Source organism: Ruegeria sp. BHSA118, from assembly GCF_059613405.1.
Window position 1 is genome coordinate 66,220 of sequence record NZ_JBXWSM010000008.1, and the last position, 16,835, is coordinate 83,054.

Below are 16,835 nucleotides of genomic sequence, written 5' to 3' on the forward strand. Positions count from 1 at the left end.
GACGCAATTGAACAGGGAGCTCTTCATGTGTGGAATCGCTGGAAGGATTCTTACCGCACCCGGGCAGGTCGGGGCGGACCTGGTAGACCTGATGGATGCGCAGGAACACCGTGGCGCAGACAGCACCGGGTTTGCAGTTTATGGGCCGCCACGAGACACCGGATATGTTTTGCGGGGGATGGGATTTGACAAATCCCGGCAGGATGCTGACCTGAATGCGTTTGAGGCGGTGTTGAAGGATCACGGCTCTGGCTTTCTGTCCGATCCGAAGATCGTAACCGATGAGAACCGGCACTATTGCTTTCGTGCGGAAATCTCGGACCCGACTGATTTGCAGGCCTGGGTGCGGGATGCAGATGAGCTGACGGACCGGTTCGAAGTGCAGTCCTGCGGCCGTAGTCTTGAGATTATCAAGGATATCGGCGGCGCCGAAGCGGTTGCCGAAAAACATGGCGTGCGCGACATGATCGGAACTCACGGTCTTGGTCATGCGCGGCTTGCGACAGAAAGCTCGGTTCTGCCCAACGCTTCACACCCGTTCTGGGCGCGGCCATTTTCGGATGTGGCGATCGTGCATAACGGGCAGATCACCGACTATTTCACTTGGCGCGACAAGTTGAGCCGAAAGGGCTATCGCTTTCTGACCGAGAATGACAGCGAGTTGATTGCGGTCTGGGTCAGTGACCAGATGAAAGCGGGCCTGACGATGGAACAGGCGCTGAAGAAATCGATTACCTCCATCGACGGGGTATTCACCTACATGATCGCAACGCCGGACGGGATCGGATTTGCCAAGGATCGGTTCGCGATGAAGCCGCTGGTTGTGGTCAATCGCAATGGGGATCTGGCCGCCGCGACCGAAGAACAGGCGGTGCGTCGCGTGATGACCGAGGAATGCGACGTGATCAACTATGATGGTCCGTCGCTGATCGGCATCTGGGGTGTCGGCAACCGGAGCCTGGCAGCATGAGCGAGGTAGCAAGACAGATGGATGAAATCGTCATCGAGGTCGGTAAGCGGCATATTCGTGAGGTGAACCAGGATATCATGGCAGCCTGCGCATCAGGACGGTCGATCCGGGTTGTCGATACGCTGTCGCGACACAATCTGGGCGTGGGCCTGCCGGATAATGTGGACATCACTTTCGAAGGTTCGGTGGGATACTATTGCGGTGGTCTGAACACCGGCGCCAACATCTCCATCGAACGCAATTGCGGGTGGGCAGTGGGCGAAGGGATGGCCAAGGGTCACATCACTGTCGGCGGCTATGCGGGCATGTCCTGCGGGGCGGCGATGATTGGTGGCACCATCCATGTCAAAGGTGATGCCGGGCCGCGTGTCGGTGTTGCCATGAAGGGCGGCAACATCGTGGTCGAGGGCAAGATCGGATACCAATCCGGTTTCATGGCGCATGCGGGACGGATCATTGCACTGGGGGGTGCGGGTGAATCCTGTGCGGACGCGTTGTGGGAAGGCGAGGTTTGGGTCGCGGGCGAAGTTGACAGCCTGGGTGTGGACGTCTCGGTGATCGAACCCACTGCCGAAGAGGTGGCCGAGGTCGATGCGATCCTTGACCCTCTGGGGCTTGTCGACAGCTCTCGTAACTGGCGCAAAATGGTCTCTGGCCAGCGCCTTTGGTATTTTGAAAGCAGGGACGCAAGCGCATGGCTCATGATCTGAGTAAACCTTATGACTACCCGTTCGAAGTCGCGTCAGAGGAAGAAATACGGTTCCGCGACGCAGGCGCGGTCGATGGACGACCAGCCGGTGTGCCTTCGTCTTATGATGAAGGGGGATCCACCCGCTGGACGCCCGAAGCGATATCGGAAGTTCACGCATTGGCGCAGCTTGGGCGGTATCAGGTGCGTGGCTACAACACGTTCAACAAGCAGTTGCCGACATTCGACGATCTGACATTTGTCCCGGCGACGATGACTCGCCTGCCGCTGGAAGGATACCGCGAGAGCTGCGATACGACGACAGTTCTGGGCGGTGGGCGCGGCTTGGTGGAACGTCCGCTGGAACTGAAAATCCCGATCTATATCGCATCGATGTCTTTCGGCGCGCTCTCGGCCTCGGCCAAGGCGTCACTTGGTTATGGTGCCTCGAAGGTGGGCACCATGACCTGCACCGGCGAAGGCGGCATGCTGGAAGAGGAGCGCGAAGCCTCCCAACGCCTGCTCTACCAGATGTCGCCCGCCCGCTATGGGGTCGATCTGGATCACTTGCGCCGCGCCGACGCGCTCGAGCTTGTGGTCGGGCAGGGGGCCAAACCGGGCACCGGCGGTCTGCTGCTGGGAATGAAGGTCAGCCCGCGGGTCAGCAAAATGCGCACTTTGCCCGAAGGGGTCGATCAGCGATCCACCATCCGGCATCCCGATTTCCTTGGGGCCGACGATCTGGCCGTCAAAATCGAGGAATTGCGGATCGCCACGAACTATCAGGTGCCGATCTTCATCAAGATGGGGGCCACGCGGCCGCGGTTCGACGTGGCCGTGGCTGCAAAGGCGGGCGCGGATGTGGTTGTGGTGGACGGGGCCGAAGGCGGCACCGGTGCGTCACCCGAGTTGCTGCTGAATCACACGGGTATACCGACCATGAGTGCCATACGCGCGGCACGCGAAGCGCTGGATGAGTGCGGGATGAGCGGGAAGGTCTCGCTTGTCGCCGCAGGGGGTATTCGATCAGGTGTGGACGCGGCCAAATGTCTGGCGCTTGGGGCGGATGCGGTCATGATCGGGAATGCCGCGATGGTCGCGCTGGGATGCAACACTCCCAGATATCTGGACGATTACCAGGCGCTGGGAACATCGCCGGGGGCGTGCCATCACTGCCATACAGGCCGTTGCCCGGTTGGGATCGCAACGCAGGATCCTGACCTTGAGGCGCGTATGAATCCACATGCAGGTGCAGAGCGCATCGCGCGGTATCTGACCGCGATGACAATGGAGATCACGGCGCTTGCCAAGGCCTGCGGTAAATCTTCGGTGCACAATCTGGAAACCGAAGATCTGCGCGCGCTCAGCTTTCAAGCCTCGGCCTTTACCGGCGTCAAGATGGCCGGCATCGACCGGGCCTTCGACTGGTGAGGATCGCGCTTCTTGAGCTGACCCTGCATCCATTACCGCTGCTTGAGGGGCTGCCGCGTACGGCCCAACAAATCCGCGCATGGCTTGAACCACATCTGCCTGAAGCCCGATATTCCACGGTGGATGTGGTCGACGGCATGCCATTGCCTCAGCTCGGGGATTTTGATGGGGTTGTTGTCGGAGGGTCCGAATTCGGCGTTTATGATGACACGGACTGGATGCGGCCCCTTCGCGATTTCCTGGAGTTGTGCCGGGACCATGCCAAGCCGGTCTTCGGCATCTGCTTTGGCCATCAGATCATGGCGGATGTCTATGGGGGCAAGGCCGAGAAAGCCGAGATCGGCAATGTCGTCGGCGCACGAGTCTTTGACTATGGCGAGGCCAGTGTTGATGCCTTTGTCTGGCATCAGGATCAGGTCACGCAGGTTCCGCCTTCGGCGCAGGTGACAGGGTCGGCGGATCACTGCCCGGTAGGGGCCCTGGATTATGATTTCCCGGCCCGTTCCGTGCAATTCCATCCCGAATACCGGGCAAGCCATCTGCGTGAATTGTTCGTACGCGGGCGCGACGTGTTCCTTGCACCGCAAGAGGCGGATGAGGGGCTGGCCTCGATCGAAATGGCGCATGTGCCGAAGGATCTGGCCGCCGCGCAAGCGGTTGACTTGTTTCGCAATGCCTGTGGTCGGCCGTAAGGCCCCAGAACCCGCTTGATCCTGATCAATTCCGGCTTGGAAATACGGTGTATACTGTATCCATAACGTGGTGGAGGAGGCCGCGAGATGTCGGGATACACAGATTTCTTTCAGAAAATAGCGCGGATCGTCAGTTCACCTCGGGATGAAAACCTGAGCGACAGGGAGCTTTCAGACCTTGGCTTGTCCCGCGCGGATCTGGCCATGTTGCGATCGGGCGCACCACAGGCACGAGAGCGTATACTTGCCATGGCCGGACAATTCGGACTGACCGAGGCAGACCTGAACGCGCACCCGGAGCTGGGGTTGGAACTGGCGGAAAAATGCGGGCACTGCCTTCAGGCTGAAACCTGCCGCGACGCAATCCGGGCGGGCGCGCGTCTTCCCCAGGGCAAATGCCCGAATGCTGGAATTTATCGCGCCCTCATGGATGGTTAGCGTCCGCTGGGGCTTTCCTTCGGGCTCAGCTTTCTGCGGCCGCTGATCTTGAACCGGTCTGCGGTCCCGAAATCCTTCAGCCCAACGCCTGCTGCAAATTCTGCAAACACCGGGGCGTGCTTGAACAAATGGCCAGAGCATCCGCCGGCGAACAGCACGTTTTCATGCTCGGGGTGCCAGTCGACAATGAAATGTGTATCTGGGGTCAGAATGATCTGGTTGAACTTGGAATCCACGACCCGTTGCCCCTCCAAACCCGGAAGCCGGTGGCGGATATAGCTGCGTGTGCGGCCCAGCGTTTCCTGGCGGATCAGCCGTTCATCATTGTCCAAATCGATCTTGTCCGGGATGACAACCGCCGCCTTCACGCCGGATCCTTCGGACGACGGCAGACCAAATGACCCTTGCCCGTGATCGATCCAGCAGGGCATCCGGCTCATGTCGAAATCTTCCGCCCCGTCGGGTGTCGAGGTGTAGAGGACATTGACGCCAACCACGGTCGAGATCGGCTTGATCGTTCTGGGAAACATGTCGGCCATCCATGGGCCGGTTGCCATGATGATCAGATCGGCCTCGAGCGGTTCGCCGTCAAGCATCGGACGTTCCGATCCATCCGTGGTGACGCGACCGCGCCGTATTCTGCCTCCTGCCTTTCGGAACAGATCCAAACCGGTCAGAACGCATCGATGCGCCATCAGCATTCCGGCCTCGGGTTCGAACAGCGCATATTTGATGTCGGTGACCTTAAACTGAGGGAACCGCGATTCGATATCCGACCGACCGAATTTGTAATAGGGTACCCCGACCCGGTCGAAAGTCTGTGCAGTTGCGTCTTCCCAGTCGCAATGCCCCGCCGTCGCCAGAATCAAGGCGCCGCATTCGTACATCAGGTTCTGGCCGCTTTCGGCTTGCAGCTCCAGCCAGCGCAGGCGGCTTTCGCGCGCCCAGCGCGTATAGAACTCGTCCCGCCCGGATATGGCGCGAATCACCCGGTTGTAATCTGTTGAAGATGCACGGGAATGTCCCGGCTCCCACCTGTCGATCAATGTCACGGCCTCGCCGCGCCGTTGCAGTGTAAGCGCTGTCATGACGCCGACTATGCCGCCTCCGACAACGATGACCGAGCTTTTGGACATGGCGCAGATTTTCCTTGTTTCCTGACTGGCTTTGTGAATACTGTATACAGAATACAGCAATTATAAAGCTAAAAACAGGGAGCACGCGCAAATGAGTTCGGGGTTTGATCTGCCCGAGGGCACACATACCGTCATTCTTGGTGTCGGGGATCTCAACGGCATCATGCGCGGCAAGCGCATTCCGGCCAGCCATTGGGATCATGTCTGCAAAAGCGGCAATGCTCTGTCGATTGCGCTGCTGGCGATCGATATGACCTGCGACGTCTGGGATACGCCTTACGTCAATTTCGACAACGGTTACCCCGACATGCATGTCTTCCCGATGACAAAGCCTGTCGCAGTCCCGTGGGAGCCGGGAGTGGCCGTCTGTTTTGGCCGCGCTGAGGGCATGGATCACAAACCGGTGCCGATCGATCCGCGTCAGGCTTTGGTGCGGCAGGTGGACCGGGCCCGCGACATGGGGTTCGAGGTGAATGTCGGCACGGAACTGGAATTCTATCTGCTGGACCCGGAAACCGGCCAGCCCCGCGACACGGGCATCCAGGTCTACGGCCTGGGCCGCGCCGCCCGGATGGAACACATCGTTGGCCCGATCCGTCAGCAGATCAACGAATGTGGCATTCCCATCGAACAGTCGAACCCGGAATATGCGGCCGGCCAGATCGAGGTCAACATTCGTTATGGTGAAGCTCTGGCAGCTGCGGATCGTGTCGTTCTGTTCAAATCTCTGATCCGCCAATTGGGGATCGCGCACGACTATCTGGCGACTTTCATGCCCAAGCCGTTTTTTGATCAATCGGGCAACGGGTTTCATACGCATTACTCGCTGTGGAAAAACGGTAAAAACGCCTTTGCCGACAACGGCAAGATCAACGACACCGGAAAATCCTTCATCGCAGGCCTGCAAAAGCGCATGTGCGAGACGGCGATTTGCGGCAGCGGTACGGTCAACGGATATCGCCGTCGCCAGCCCTATACGTTCTGCCCGATCAACACGAGCTGGGGCTATGACAACCGGACGGTTGGTATCCGGGTCATCGAAGGCTCGGACAGTGCCGTGCGGGTGGAAAAGCGCGATGCCGGTGCAGACGCCAACCCGTATCTGTTGCTTGCGGCCGAGATTGCCGCCGGGCTTGACGGGATCGAACAGGGGCTGTCCCCTTCGGAGCCGACGACCGGCAACGGGTACGAGGAAGGGATCGGAGATCCAATTCCCACCGATTTGCCAACCGCCATCAACCTGGCGCGCGGATCGGAATGGTTGCGCGATGTCATGGGTGAAATGCAGTGGGAACTGGTCCTGCAACAGGCCGAGCGAGAGCTAGAATTCTTCAATCAACAGGTCACACAGGTCGAACTGGACCGCTACCTGAGGGCGTTCTGATGCACTTGGGCAAGGTCGCTGGAACTGTCACGGCAACTGCCAAGGATGCCAGGCTGGTCGGAGCAAAGCTGCTGGTGACGGATCTGGTCGACAGCAAGGGCAGCTTGATCGATCCCGCGCGGGTTGCGGTCGATACCTGCGGCGCCGGGGTCGGGGACACGGTGCTGGTTGTCAGCGGGTCTGCGGCCCGTATGGCGGCCGGGTTGTCCACGGTCCCTGTGGACATGGCCATCATCGCGGTGATCGACCGCGTCTCGACGACCTGAAACACAATACGCGAAACATCTATTTTTGGAGGAACAGAAAATGGCGAAACCAGTGGCGGGGCAGATGGCCCTGGGCATGATCGAAACACGCGGCCTGGTCGGCGCGATTGAAGCCGCGGATGCGATGGTCAAGGCAGCCAGCGTTGCCATTGTGGGTCAGACAAAAGCTGGCGGCGGGCTGGTGACGACGCTTGTGCGCGGCGAGGTCGGCGCGGTCAAGGCCGCCACCGATGCAGGCGCCACAGCGGCCAACAAGGTGGGCGAGGTGGTCTCGGTTCACGTGATCGCACGGCCGCATGATGAGCTTGAGGCAATCATCGACGGGCTGGGTGCCGGGTCGTCGGCCTGATCAACCCCTTTGAGGAGGTACCATGTCAGCCGGTTTCGAGGATTTCACGCGCGCGGTGACACGTGGCGCGACACGGGATGCGCCCGTTGCCCAAAGGTTTGAGCGCATTGCAGTATTGGGTGGCGGCCCGGATGCCCGTCTTCTGGCAGCGCTGTGTCTGGCCGAAGGGGCTGAGGTTACGCTGTTTTCGGCCTATGGGGCGGAACTGTCACTGCTTACCCAATCCTCGGGCATTGGCATTCGCGGCGAGGGGCCTGTGGGCACGTATCAGGTGGATCGCGACGGGCCTTCAATCCGCACCACGGCAGAGTTGGATGCAGCAGTGCGGGACGCACAGGTGATCTTTCTGACCGGACCGATCCACAAACAGCGCACCTATGCGATGGTGCTGGCCGATCATCTGCACGATGGGCAGGTGCTTGTTCTGGCGCCCGGTCGCTCTCTGGGTGCGGTCGAAGCGGTCTGGATGCTGCGAATAGGCGGCTGCACCGCGGACGTCACTCTGGTCGAGGCGCAGGGCCTGCCATACTGGTACCAGGCCGAAGGTGCGGGCCTGACCCTGACGCAGGCGGCACCGATGGCTGCTGCGACATTGCCCCGAGGCCGCACCGACGTACTTGAAGCGCTGCAACCCTATCTTTCGAACATCCACCCGCTGGATTCGGTTCTGGCCTCAGGCTTTGCCGATCTTTCCGCAGCGGTCGAGATACCCGCATTGATCCTTGGTGGCGCGGGGCTGGGGTCCGGTGGACCGGATGTGCCGATGGGCGGGGTGCCGCTGGAAGGCAACCGGACATTCTCTGTGCTCATAGGGCCGGATCAGCATGAGGTGATCCACGGGTTGGCTGGCGAAAGGCGGCAGGTCGCAAAGGCCTTTGGCGTTCGAAACCTGCCCGAGACCGATGACTGGATCGCGACCTATGCCGGCGCCGAGCGGGGGGCGGGCGCGCGTCCGGTCCCGGACCGGCATGCCGCGCGCCAGTTGATGCGCGATGGTGTCTTGGGATCATTGGTGCCCCTAGTTTCAGCCGCAAAGCTCGCAGGTTTGACTGCGCCTCTGACGGAAAGCCTGATCTGCATGACAGACCGTATCCTGGGTGCTGACGTGGCCGCATCCGGGCGCAGGCTGGAAACCATCGGAATTTCCGCAGGCGATGTCGAACAGGCCCGCCGTATCTTTGACACCATTGCCACCGGAGCTTCGTGATGGACGCTGATCTGAAATCCATCGCCGCCGCGCGGCGCGCTGCTGAAACGGCTTTCGAAGCCTATCGCGCCTTTCTCGGCACCGACCCGGCCCAGGTGGATGCCATCGTCGATGCCATGGCTCGGGCGATCGAACCCGAAGCCGAACGGTTGGGGCAATTGGCGGTCGAGGAAACCGGGTACGGCAACGTAGCAGACAAGCGAGTCAAGAATCTGTTCAACGCCTTGTCGGTCGCCGATTACCTGCGGGACGTCACGACGCTGGGCCTGTTGTGGCGGGACGACGCGACAAAGATCGCGGCCTTCGGAGAGCCGATGGGTGTGGTTGCGGCGCTTATTCCGGTGACAAATCCAACATCCACGATCATCTACAAGGTTCTGTCTGCGGTGAAGGCGGGAAATGCCGTTGTCTGTGCCCCGCATCCGCGCGGCGTGGAATGCGGGAAGGAAACCGTCCGCATCATGGCACGCGTTGCCGAACAGATGGGCGCGCCCAAGGGGTTGATACAATGCCTGGACGCCGTGACCATTCAGGGCACCGCCGAGTTGATGAAGCATCGCCGCACGTCGGTTGTCATGGCGACAGGTGGCCCTGCCATGGTCAAGGCCGCCTATTCCAGCGGCAAACCGACGCTTGCAGTCGGGGCGGGGAACGTGCCGTGTTACGTGCACAAGTCCAAGGCGCGCGATCTGTCCGAAGTTGCCGAGATGATCGTGACGTCAAAAAGCTTCGACTATGGCACGGCCTGTGTCAGTGAACAGGCAGTGGTTGCCGATCCTGAAATTGCACGCGATCTGCGCCATGAACTGAAACTCAAAGGCGCCTATTTCTGCACCCCGGCCGAGGCTGATCGGCTGGCTCGGGTCATCTTCAAGGGTGTTCGGGCAATGGATCCCGAACGCGTCGGCCAAAGCCCTCAGGCGCTGGCCGATGCTGCGGGGTTCTCGATCCCGCCGCGCACGCGCTGTCTGGTGTCGGAAGAAACCGAAGTGGGGTGGCAACGCCCGCTTTCGGCCGAAAAGCTGAACCCGGTGCTGGCCTTTTACGAGGCGAAGTCCACCGATCACGGCATCGAACTGGCGCAATCCATTGCCAAATTCGAAGGTTGGGGGCATTCCTCGGTCATCCATTCCGATGATCCTGAGGTGGTCGCTCGGTTTTCCACCGTACCTACCGGGCGGGTCCTGGTGAATACGCCGGGGATCATGGGCGGCATGGGGTATTCCACCGACCTTGAACCTTCTTTCATGCTGGGTACCGGTACGTGGTCGGGGTCGATCACCTCGGACAACGTCACCGCCCTGCATCTCATCAACATCAAGCGGGTCGCGTATGAAAGCAGACCCTGGCGCGACATTTACGAGGAGTATGGCGCATGAGCGAGATCACGATCCGGGCGCTGATGCAGATCGACAACCTGCAACCGAAATTCGCTGCCTACAACGGCGCGACGGTGCAAGGGTCAGTGCCTTTGTCCGGTGACACCGTGCTGATCGGAGAGTTCGCGCCGGGCAATGGCGTGTTTTCACTGATCGACCGGGCGCTTAAGGCGTCCTCGGTCGAAGCGACGACGCAGATGGTCGAGCGCGAATTCGGCTTCTTCATCCTCCGCTCGCCTTCAAACGCCGAAGTGTCCGCTGCACGGGACGCGATGCTGGCCGAACTTGGGGCTTCCATGACAGACCGGTTGAAGCCTGCCATCAGTTCCACGCAGATCATCACAAGTGTCGAACCCTATCAGGCGCAGCTTTTGAACAAATGGCGCAAGGGCGCGTTGATCGTGCCGGGGCAGACGTTGGGGATCGTGGAATGTGCGCCAGCCGCCTATATCTCGATTGCCGCGAACGAGGCCGAGAAAGCCGCCGAGATTGACATCGTCGAGGTGCGAGCGGTGGGGCGGTTTGGTCGCTTGTTCATCTCGGGATCTGAAAATTCGGTCAAAACCGCCGTCGAGGCCGCGACGCGAGCAATCGAGGCGGTGGACGGGCAGGACGGCTGATGGCAACCCCACGCGTCATAGGCTCGGATGCGGTCGAGGATGCGCGCCGCCGCGGCAGGATCGTATTCGAGGTTTTGCCGGGTGATATCGTGACGGCCCTTGCGCGTGAAACCGCAGAGCGTGTTGGTATCGCCTTAGTGGATGGCCCGCTGGAGCGACCGAAACCGCCGCGTACGGATGGTGCTGTTTCCATGCGCCGGGTGCTGTACCGCCGCTCACCCAAATGGGTTGCCCCGACGCGTGCTCCGCGCAAAGCCCGCAGGCTGGGCAGGCTTGCCTTGATCGGGGCGGGGGGTGTTGGCGGCAATATCGCGCATCTGGCGGCAATGGCGGACATGGCGGATGAAATTGCGCTGATCGACATCACTCCGGGATTGGCGGCTTCGACTGCGCTGGACCTCAATCATACGTCCGGGATCACCGGTGCGCGGGCCCGATGTGTCGGTGGCGAAGCGATGGATCTGGTGGCCGGGGCGGATGTGGTTGTCGTCACGGCCGGACGAGCCCGCCGACCGGGCATGACACGTGCCGATCTGATCGATGTGAATGCCCGCGTGATCCGACAGTCAGCCGAAGCGATCCGGTCAGCCGCGCCTGATGCCATCGTGATCGTGGTGACCAACCCGCTGGACGAAATGACAGTCGAGATGCTGCGTGCAACAGGTTTCCCCCGCGAAAAGGTTTTGGGTATGGCAGGAACGCTGGACAGCAGCCGGTTTCGTAACGCGCTGGCGATGGCCGCAGGTGTCACAGCCGCGGACGTCGAAGCCTTCACGCTTGGCAGTCATGGGGACGAAATGGCCCCGATCCCCAGCCGCGCCAGGATCAAAGGCCGTCCGCTGGATGTTTTTCTGACCCGAGAACAGATCGAAGCCTGTGTTCAGGATGCGATCACAGGGGGCGGTCAGGTGGTCGCGCTTCGGAAGTCAGGTTCTGCAACGATAGCCCCGGCTCATGCCTCGATCGAATTGATAGATCACATTCGCGGCGCGCGGACAGGCCCGGTTCCGGTCTCGGTCATGCTGCACGGGGAATACGGCATCGACGGTGTCGTTCTGGGCGTGCCAGCCCATCTGGGTGCAGGCGGATTGGTTGAGGTCGAGGAACTGCGGCTGACCGCCGAAGAAAACGCGGCATTGCAAAACGCGGCAGATGCGATCCGGGTGAGGCTGGGCCTGTGACCCTGCGCTTTTGGAAATCCGGCGGACGGTTTGAAGAGGTGGCCTCGTACTCTCGGGCCAAACGCATCGGCCCCTTTGTCTGGGTTGCCGGAACAACGGCCATCGAGCCGACGGGCCGCATCCACGCGCCCGGGGACGTTGGTGCGCAGACCCTCTATATCTTGTCACGCATCGAGGAAGCACTGAAAGAGGTTGGCGCCGAACTGCGACATGTGGGGCGGGTGCGCGCCTATCTGACCGATCTGTCCCAAGCGGGCGCGTTCGCCCAAGCGCATGGCGAAGTTTTCAAGGGGATCGATCCGGTTCTGACGGCTGTTCAGGCTGGGCTGACTCAGCCGGGGCTGATGGTGGAAATCGACGTGGATGCCGTGATCCACGATGAAAACGGCAAAATCAGCGGATTCTGAACATGAGTCTTCAAGAAAGGAATTGATCGAGTCATGTTCTTGTGTACTGTATACAGAATACAAGAAGGCATAATGAGACACAGGGAGCTAATGTGATGATCAAGACAGCGCTGCTCAGCGGAACATGCATCGCGCTCATGGCCTCGGCGGCCGGAGCGGAAATCAAGGTAGGATTCATTGGGTCGCTTTCCTCGGACACCGGATTGTCGACGCTGCGCGGGGCCGAGATTGCGATTGAAGAGCTCAACGCAAATGGCGGCGTGATGGGCGAACAGATCACTCTGGTCTCGGCGGATACCGGACAGGATCCGACCGAGGGCATCCGGGCCTATGAATATCTTGCGGAAACGGAAGAGGTTGATTTCATCATCTCGGGCTCGATTGACGATGTGTCGCTGGGATGGCTGCCCCGCATGCAGGAATACCGGATTCCGACGCTGGACACCTGGACATCCTATATCGGCATCATCGACATGGTGGTCGAAGACCCTGAAAGCATGGCGCCCTATTTCATGAACATCGCCTCGGATGAGGCGCTGGCCACGTTGTACATCAACTTTGGCGCGGATGTTCTGAAGGAAAAGATGGGGTGGGATTCCGTTGTCATTCTGGCGGAAGATACGGCCTTTGGCGAGGCGATCACCGGCCTTGTCACCGAAGCGCTTGCACCAGTTGCGGGTATCGAGGTAAAGGACATCATCACTTATGATGTCGCCACCGTCGATTTCGCTCCGATCTTCAGCCGCGCGCAGGATAGCGGGGCGGACTTCATCTATCAGGTCTCGTCGGTGAATTCGCAGGTTGTGTCATCGCAATATGTGAAGCTTCAGGTGCCGATGGCGATGACGGGCGTGAACGTCGCTGCGCTGGGTATGGAATATTGGGAAGATACGGGCGGTGCCGGTGGCGGTATCTCGACCCTGTCTCCGATCCCTTCGGTTGGATTCCGGCTTGATCCGGCCAGCCAGAAATTTGTCGATACCTATCAGGCGAAGTATGACAGCCGCCCGTTGTTGCCGCATTTCAACGGGTTCAATGCCTATCATGGGCTGAAACAGGCGATGGCCGCAGCCGAAGAGGCCGGTGGTTTCGACAATGTCGAAGGCTGGGCCGATGCGATGAAGAAACAGGATCTGGTTCTGGAACTGGATGGCCAGTTGTGGCTGCGTTACGCCTTTTGGGGCGATGACGAGGTAGAGCCTGTGACAGGCCGGACTTACCCGCACAACATCCGTTTTGACCTGTCCGAGCCGTTCGACGATGCCGCGCCGTCAATGGTCGTGGTCCAGTGGTACGAGGACGGCACCGCCGCCGTTGTCTATCCCGAGAAATACGCGACGGGTGAATTCACTTTGCCAAGCTGGGTCAAACAGTAACCTGTCCGTTCGCTTAGCTTGAAATGGGTGCGCGAGCGCGCGCACCCGCAGCCAGGGATCCTTACATGTTGCAAATACTGATCCAGGGGCTTTTGCTCAGCGGTCTCTATGCGCTTATCGCAATGGGTTTCACGCTGATCTTCAGCATCGGTCGGGTCCTGAACCTGGCCTACGGTGCCTATCTGATGGTCGGCGGGTACATGTATTTCTGGGTGTCCCAGACCCTGGGAATGCCAAAACTGATGGGCGTTGCGGTGGCCGTGGTTCTGGGCGTTCTGATGGGGGTTCTGAAATACCGCCTGATCGTCAAGACCCTGAAAGGGGATCACGTAGCGGTCGAGATATCGACGCTGATCCTGGCGGTCGTGATCCAGGCCGGGATCGTTCTTGTCTTTGGCGACAGCAGCAAGATCCTGTTGCCGATCGTGCCGGGCGTGATCAACGTGGCCGGAGCCTCCGTCACCTATAATATCCTGATCGCAACGCTGATCAGTTGGGCCGTTTTGCTGGGCCTGTATGCCTTTGTCCGCCTGACACATACAGGGCGAGCGATGCAGGCGGTGTCGATGGACGCCAAGGGCGCCGCGATTTCAGGGATCGACCCGGATCGGATCAACCTGATCACATGGGGTATCTCAGGGGCACTGGGCGCGCTGGGCGGCGTGTTTTTCGCCAGCTATACGCAGCTTTCGCCGTCAATGTGGGTTGCACCTCTGATCATCTCGGTGGCCGTCGTCATTGTGGGCGGTATCGGGTCGATCATCGGCACGCTGGTCGTTGCTCATATCGTCGGCTTTCTCGAAGTCATCGTTGTCGCCACTCTGGCGCCGGAACTGCGCGGCGTCTTCACCATGCTGCTGATCATCGGCGTGCTGGTGACGCGACCGCAGGGCCTGTTCGGCCGCGAGGAGTTGTAGCATGGGTCTGCGCTGGTTTCATTTTGTCCTTTGGGGCGGCCTGATTGCGGGGATGCTGCTGCTGCCCCAGATCGTCTCGAACGGGACGCTGCGCACGATGATCTTTGCCAACTATCTGGCCATCTTCGCCATCAGCTGGGATGTGCTGTCGGGCAGGACCGGGTATGTGAGTTTCGGGCATCCCTTTCTGATCGGTATCGGGGCCTACACGACGGCCATCCTGACCAAACGGTTTGACGTGCCGGTCGAAATTTCAATCCCTGTGGCGGTGTTGGTCACAATGATCGCGGGTCTTGTTGTGTTGTTGCCCGCTCTGCGCATTCGCGGCAGCTACTTCGCGCTGGTCACACTGGCCTTCATGGAACTGCTCTATCAGCTGGTTCAGGTGATCCGCCCGGATCTGACCGGCGGCACGCGCGGGATGTCGGGAATTCAAACTCTGACTCGCGGCGCGGCAAACGGCTATTATCTGTCCACGGCCTTGATGCTCAGCGTTGCGGTCAGCATGTGGCTGCTGATGAAAACACGGCTGGGAACAGCACTGGCCGCCATCGGGATGAATGAAGAAAGCGTGCGTGGTTCGGGTCTCAGCACCACGCGGTTGAAGGCTTTTGCGTTTCTGACCAGCGCGTTCATCGCCGGTCTGGGCGGGGCGTTTTATGTCCATTACCTGGGCTCACTTGCGCCCCGCGCACTGTTTGACATCAACTTTCTTTTCACCATCATCGTGGCGGCATTGTTGGGCGGAACATCGACCATCATCGGCCCCATGATCGGTGCGTTCTTCATGACGTTCCTTCTGGAATACCTGCGCCCTGTGCTTCCCGGGGCTGAGCGGTATTTCGTCTACGGTGCCATCGCACTGCTTCTCTACATGTATCAGCCAAAGGGATTGGTTGAACTTGTGCAACGCGGCTTTCAAAGACTGCGGAAAGGGGGGCTGGCATGACCGTTGCGCTGAAAGTTTCCGGTCTTGTCAAACGGTTCGGCGGGCTGGTGGCCACGAATGATCTGTCCTTTTCCCTGCAAGAAGGGGAGTCGCTGGGCCTGATCGGTCCGAATGGCGCGGGAAAGACAACGGTTTTCAGCCAGATCATGGGCGAATTGCGGCAGAACAGCGGTACGATCGAGCTGTTCGGCAATGAGATATCGGCACTGTCGACGCCTCAGCGTATCCGGGCCGGGGTCAGTAGAACCTATCAGATACCTCGGCCGTTCGGCGACATGAGTGTTGCAGAAAACATCAGGGTGGGTCTGATGCCGGACGACATATGGCGCATGATCGTTTCGCGGCCGGATACGGACAGGGAAAAAGAACTTGCTTTGAGTGTCGGGTTCACGGAAACGGATCTGAGCCGCTCACCCGCCGAACTGGCCATGGGTGATCTTCGCAAGCTCGAAATGGCCCGAACCATGGCCACGGCACCGCGTGTCATGTTGCTGGACGAGGTGTTTGCGGGTCTGACAGTTGGTGAAATCGCGCAGATATCCGATCTCATACAATCCATGCGCAAAGACGGGATGACCTTTTTGATCGTCAGCCATGATTTGCCTGCGCTGGAACCGCTGATCGACCGCGCCATCGCCATCGAGCGGGGCACCATGATTGCCGAAGGCGCGTTCAGCGACGTGATGAACGACACGGCCGTTCAGGCCTCGTATCTGGGGAGCGTCTGATGTCCTATCTGGAAATCGAGAACCTGTCCGCGTTTTACGGCAAGGCCCAGGCGTTGACCGATATTTCGATCACGGTACAGCCCGGTGAGATTGTCGCCGTGGTCGGCCCGAACGGTGCAGGTAAATCCACCCTGTTGGACAGCATCATGGGCCTTGTGAAAAACGAAGGCGACATCCGGTTGCGCGGGCACAGCCTTGCCGGTCGAAGCCCTTCGGAAATCGTGCGTCACGGGGTGGGCTATGCGCCCGAGCGATTCAACCTGTTTCCTTATATGTCGGTGCGCGACAACCTGATGGTGGGGGCCTTCACCGCACGAGACGACATCGAAAACAACCTTGAGATGGTGCACAGGCTTTTCCCGCGCCTGCAAGAACGGGAAGGGCAGGAGACGTCGACCCAATCCGGCGGGGAAAGGCAGATGGTGTCCTTTGGCAGGGCCTTGATGACCAGCCCGGAACTGCTGCTTGTCGATGAGCCAACGATCGGTCTTGCCCCGAAAATCTGTCACGAGATTGCCGAAGTCGTCCGTCAGCTGAACAAGGAATACGGGCTGACCGTCGTCATCACGGAACAGAATGCCAATTTTGCCCTGTCGCTTGCCAGCCGCATCTATGTGCTGGAGTCCGGGCGGATGCAGACGTCGGGTACAGCTGACGAATTGAGAAATGACAAACGCCTGCTCGAGGCCTATTTCGGCGGCCATTGAGTAGCGTGGT

At 60.0% G+C, this 16,835-nt stretch carries 19 protein-coding genes; 18 read left to right on the forward strand and 1 reads right to left on the reverse strand.

The features are described from left to right. The first annotated feature begins 25 nt into the window (after window positions 1-25). The 5 genes from AC2FNN_RS04470 to AC2FNN_RS04490 all read left to right on the forward strand — a co-directional run bounded on the left by AC2FNN_RS04470 (window position 26) and on the right by AC2FNN_RS04490 (window position 4,219). The gene (locus tag AC2FNN_RS04470; RefSeq protein ID WP_496756883.1) at window positions 26-970 is read left to right on the forward strand and encodes a class II glutamine amidotransferase domain-containing protein; all 945 of its coding nucleotides are present in this window, start codon (window positions 26-28) and stop codon (window positions 968-970) included. Further along, window positions 967-1,680, forward strand: coding sequence for a GltB/FmdC/FwdC-like GXGXG domain-containing protein (locus AC2FNN_RS04475; protein WP_496756885.1), 714 nt, complete (start codon window positions 967-969; stop codon window positions 1,678-1,680). The genes AC2FNN_RS04470 and AC2FNN_RS04475 overlap by 4 nt, the downstream gene beginning before the upstream one ends. Beyond that, entirely contained in the window at window positions 1,665-3,089 is a 1,425-nt protein-coding gene (locus tag AC2FNN_RS04480) for an FMN-binding glutamate synthase family protein (protein WP_496756887.1), read from the forward strand. Before AC2FNN_RS04475 ends, AC2FNN_RS04480 begins: the two co-directional genes overlap by 16 nt. Next, window positions 3,086-3,781 carry a type 1 glutamine amidotransferase gene (locus AC2FNN_RS04485; protein ID WP_496756888.1) on the forward strand — a complete coding sequence of 232 codons (696 nt, stop codon included), beginning with the start codon at window positions 3,086-3,088 and terminating at the stop codon, window positions 3,779-3,781. The genes AC2FNN_RS04480 and AC2FNN_RS04485 overlap by 4 nt, the downstream gene beginning before the upstream one ends. 87 nt (window positions 3,782-3,868) lie before the next feature. Next, window positions 3,869-4,219, forward strand: coding sequence for a YjiS-like domain-containing protein (locus AC2FNN_RS04490; RefSeq protein ID WP_496756889.1), 351 nt, complete (start codon window positions 3,869-3,871; stop codon window positions 4,217-4,219). On the opposite strand, the gene AC2FNN_RS04495 is transcribed toward AC2FNN_RS04490, so the two are convergent. Beyond that, complete coding sequence (locus AC2FNN_RS04495) at window positions 4,216-5,355, reverse strand: FAD-dependent oxidoreductase (RefSeq protein ID WP_496756891.1); 1,140 nt, start codon at window positions 5,353-5,355, stop codon at window positions 4,216-4,218. The two genes, AC2FNN_RS04490 and AC2FNN_RS04495, sit on opposite strands and share 4 nt — an antisense overlap. 91 nt (window positions 5,356-5,446) lie before the next feature. Between AC2FNN_RS04495 and AC2FNN_RS04500 the strand changes: the two genes are divergently transcribed. The 13 genes from AC2FNN_RS04500 to AC2FNN_RS04560 all read left to right on the forward strand — a co-directional run bounded on the left by AC2FNN_RS04500 (window position 5,447) and on the right by AC2FNN_RS04560 (window position 16,825). After that, the gene (locus AC2FNN_RS04500; RefSeq protein ID WP_496756892.1) at window positions 5,447-6,739 is read left to right on the forward strand and encodes a glutamine synthetase family protein; all 1,293 of its coding nucleotides are present in this window, start codon (window positions 5,447-5,449) and stop codon (window positions 6,737-6,739) included. After that, on the forward strand, window positions 6,739-7,005 hold the full coding sequence (locus AC2FNN_RS04505; protein ID WP_496756893.1) for a EutN/CcmL family microcompartment protein: 267 nt from the start codon (window positions 6,739-6,741) through the stop codon (window positions 7,003-7,005). Before AC2FNN_RS04500 ends, AC2FNN_RS04505 begins: the two co-directional genes overlap by 1 nt. A gap of 40 nt (window positions 7,006-7,045) precedes the next feature. Then, complete coding sequence (locus AC2FNN_RS04510; RefSeq protein WP_117869464.1) at window positions 7,046-7,354, forward strand: BMC domain-containing protein; 309 nt, start codon at window positions 7,046-7,048, stop codon at window positions 7,352-7,354. Window positions 7,355-7,376: 22 nt separating this feature from the next. Then, window positions 7,377-8,561, forward strand: coding sequence for a hypothetical protein (locus tag AC2FNN_RS04515; protein ID WP_496756894.1), 1,185 nt, complete (start codon window positions 7,377-7,379; stop codon window positions 8,559-8,561). Next, the gene (locus AC2FNN_RS04520; RefSeq protein ID WP_171613565.1) at window positions 8,561-9,940 is read left to right on the forward strand and encodes an aldehyde dehydrogenase family protein; all 1,380 of its coding nucleotides are present in this window, start codon (window positions 8,561-8,563) and stop codon (window positions 9,938-9,940) included. The genes AC2FNN_RS04515 and AC2FNN_RS04520 overlap by 1 nt, the downstream gene beginning before the upstream one ends. After that, a complete protein-coding gene (locus AC2FNN_RS04525; RefSeq protein WP_152457501.1) occupies window positions 9,937-10,560 on the forward strand; it encodes a BMC domain-containing protein in 624 nt (207 codons plus the stop codon). The genes AC2FNN_RS04520 and AC2FNN_RS04525 overlap by 4 nt, the downstream gene beginning before the upstream one ends. Beyond that, a complete protein-coding gene (locus AC2FNN_RS04530) occupies window positions 10,560-11,741 on the forward strand; it encodes a malate dehydrogenase (protein WP_496756896.1) in 1,182 nt (393 codons plus the stop codon). Before AC2FNN_RS04525 ends, AC2FNN_RS04530 begins: the two co-directional genes overlap by 1 nt. Next, entirely contained in the window at window positions 11,738-12,148 is a 411-nt protein-coding gene (locus AC2FNN_RS04535; protein WP_496756898.1) for a Rid family hydrolase, read from the forward strand. The genes AC2FNN_RS04530 and AC2FNN_RS04535 overlap by 4 nt, the downstream gene beginning before the upstream one ends. A 95-nt stretch (window positions 12,149-12,243) precedes the next feature. After that, the gene (locus AC2FNN_RS04540) at window positions 12,244-13,524 is read left to right on the forward strand and encodes an ABC transporter substrate-binding protein (protein ID WP_496756899.1); all 1,281 of its coding nucleotides are present in this window, start codon (window positions 12,244-12,246) and stop codon (window positions 13,522-13,524) included. Between the two features lie 65 nt (window positions 13,525-13,589). After that, window positions 13,590-14,441, forward strand: a complete 852-nt coding sequence (locus AC2FNN_RS04545) for a branched-chain amino acid ABC transporter permease (RefSeq protein WP_171613569.1) — start codon at window positions 13,590-13,592, stop codon at window positions 14,439-14,441. Between the two features lies 1 nt (window position 14,442). Next, the gene (locus tag AC2FNN_RS04550; RefSeq protein ID WP_496756901.1) at window positions 14,443-15,390 is read left to right on the forward strand and encodes a branched-chain amino acid ABC transporter permease; all 948 of its coding nucleotides are present in this window, start codon (window positions 14,443-14,445) and stop codon (window positions 15,388-15,390) included. After that, entirely contained in the window at window positions 15,387-16,118 is a 732-nt protein-coding gene (locus AC2FNN_RS04555) for an ABC transporter ATP-binding protein (protein WP_171726622.1), read from the forward strand. The genes AC2FNN_RS04550 and AC2FNN_RS04555 overlap by 4 nt, the downstream gene beginning before the upstream one ends. Further along, window positions 16,118-16,825: an ABC transporter ATP-binding protein gene (locus tag AC2FNN_RS04560; RefSeq protein WP_496756903.1), complete on the forward strand. Its 708-nt coding sequence runs from the start codon at window positions 16,118-16,120 to the stop codon at window positions 16,823-16,825. Before AC2FNN_RS04555 ends, AC2FNN_RS04560 begins: the two co-directional genes overlap by 1 nt. Window positions 16,826-16,835 lie beyond the last annotated feature (10 nt).

What these genes read in the sequence shown, in the direction of transcription:
- AC2FNN_RS04555 (WP_171726622.1), top strand. Translation starts at nt 15,387, where the DNA reads ATGACCGTTGCGCTGAAAGTTTCCGGTCTTGTCAAACGGTTCGGCGGG.
- AC2FNN_RS04510 (WP_117869464.1), top strand. Translation starts at nt 7,046, where the DNA reads ATGGCGAAACCAGTGGCGGGGCAGATGGCCCTGGGCATGATCGAAACA.
- AC2FNN_RS04540 (WP_496756899.1), top strand. Translation starts at nt 12,244, where the DNA reads ATGATCAAGACAGCGCTGCTCAGCGGAACATGCATCGCGCTCATGGCC.
- AC2FNN_RS04550 (WP_496756901.1), top strand. Translation starts at nt 14,443, where the DNA reads ATGGGTCTGCGCTGGTTTCATTTTGTCCTTTGGGGCGGCCTGATTGCG.
- AC2FNN_RS04520 (WP_171613565.1), top strand. Translation starts at nt 8,561, where the DNA reads ATGGACGCTGATCTGAAATCCATCGCCGCCGCGCGGCGCGCTGCTGAA.
- AC2FNN_RS04515 (WP_496756894.1), top strand. Translation starts at nt 7,377, where the DNA reads ATGTCAGCCGGTTTCGAGGATTTCACGCGCGCGGTGACACGTGGCGCG.
- AC2FNN_RS04505 (WP_496756893.1), top strand. Translation starts at nt 6,739, where the DNA reads ATGCACTTGGGCAAGGTCGCTGGAACTGTCACGGCAACTGCCAAGGAT.
- AC2FNN_RS04500 (WP_496756892.1), top strand. Translation starts at nt 5,447, where the DNA reads ATGAGTTCGGGGTTTGATCTGCCCGAGGGCACACATACCGTCATTCTT.
- AC2FNN_RS04530 (WP_496756896.1), top strand. Translation starts at nt 10,560, where the DNA reads ATGGCAACCCCACGCGTCATAGGCTCGGATGCGGTCGAGGATGCGCGC.
- AC2FNN_RS04525 (WP_152457501.1), top strand. Translation starts at nt 9,937, where the DNA reads ATGAGCGAGATCACGATCCGGGCGCTGATGCAGATCGACAACCTGCAA.
- AC2FNN_RS04470 (WP_496756883.1), top strand. Translation starts at nt 26, where the DNA reads ATGTGTGGAATCGCTGGAAGGATTCTTACCGCACCCGGGCAGGTCGGG.
- AC2FNN_RS04560 (WP_496756903.1), top strand. Translation starts at nt 16,118, where the DNA reads ATGTCCTATCTGGAAATCGAGAACCTGTCCGCGTTTTACGGCAAGGCC.
- AC2FNN_RS04490 (WP_496756889.1), top strand. Translation starts at nt 3,869, where the DNA reads ATGTCGGGATACACAGATTTCTTTCAGAAAATAGCGCGGATCGTCAGT.
- AC2FNN_RS04495 (WP_496756891.1), bottom strand. Translation starts at nt 5,355, where the DNA reads ATGTCCAAAAGCTCGGTCATCGTTGTCGGAGGCGGCATAGTCGGCGTC.
- AC2FNN_RS04480 (WP_496756887.1), top strand. Translation starts at nt 1,665, where the DNA reads ATGGCTCATGATCTGAGTAAACCTTATGACTACCCGTTCGAAGTCGCG.
- AC2FNN_RS04545 (WP_171613569.1), top strand. Translation starts at nt 13,590, where the DNA reads ATGTTGCAAATACTGATCCAGGGGCTTTTGCTCAGCGGTCTCTATGCG.
- AC2FNN_RS04475 (WP_496756885.1), top strand. Translation starts at nt 967, where the DNA reads ATGAGCGAGGTAGCAAGACAGATGGATGAAATCGTCATCGAGGTCGGT.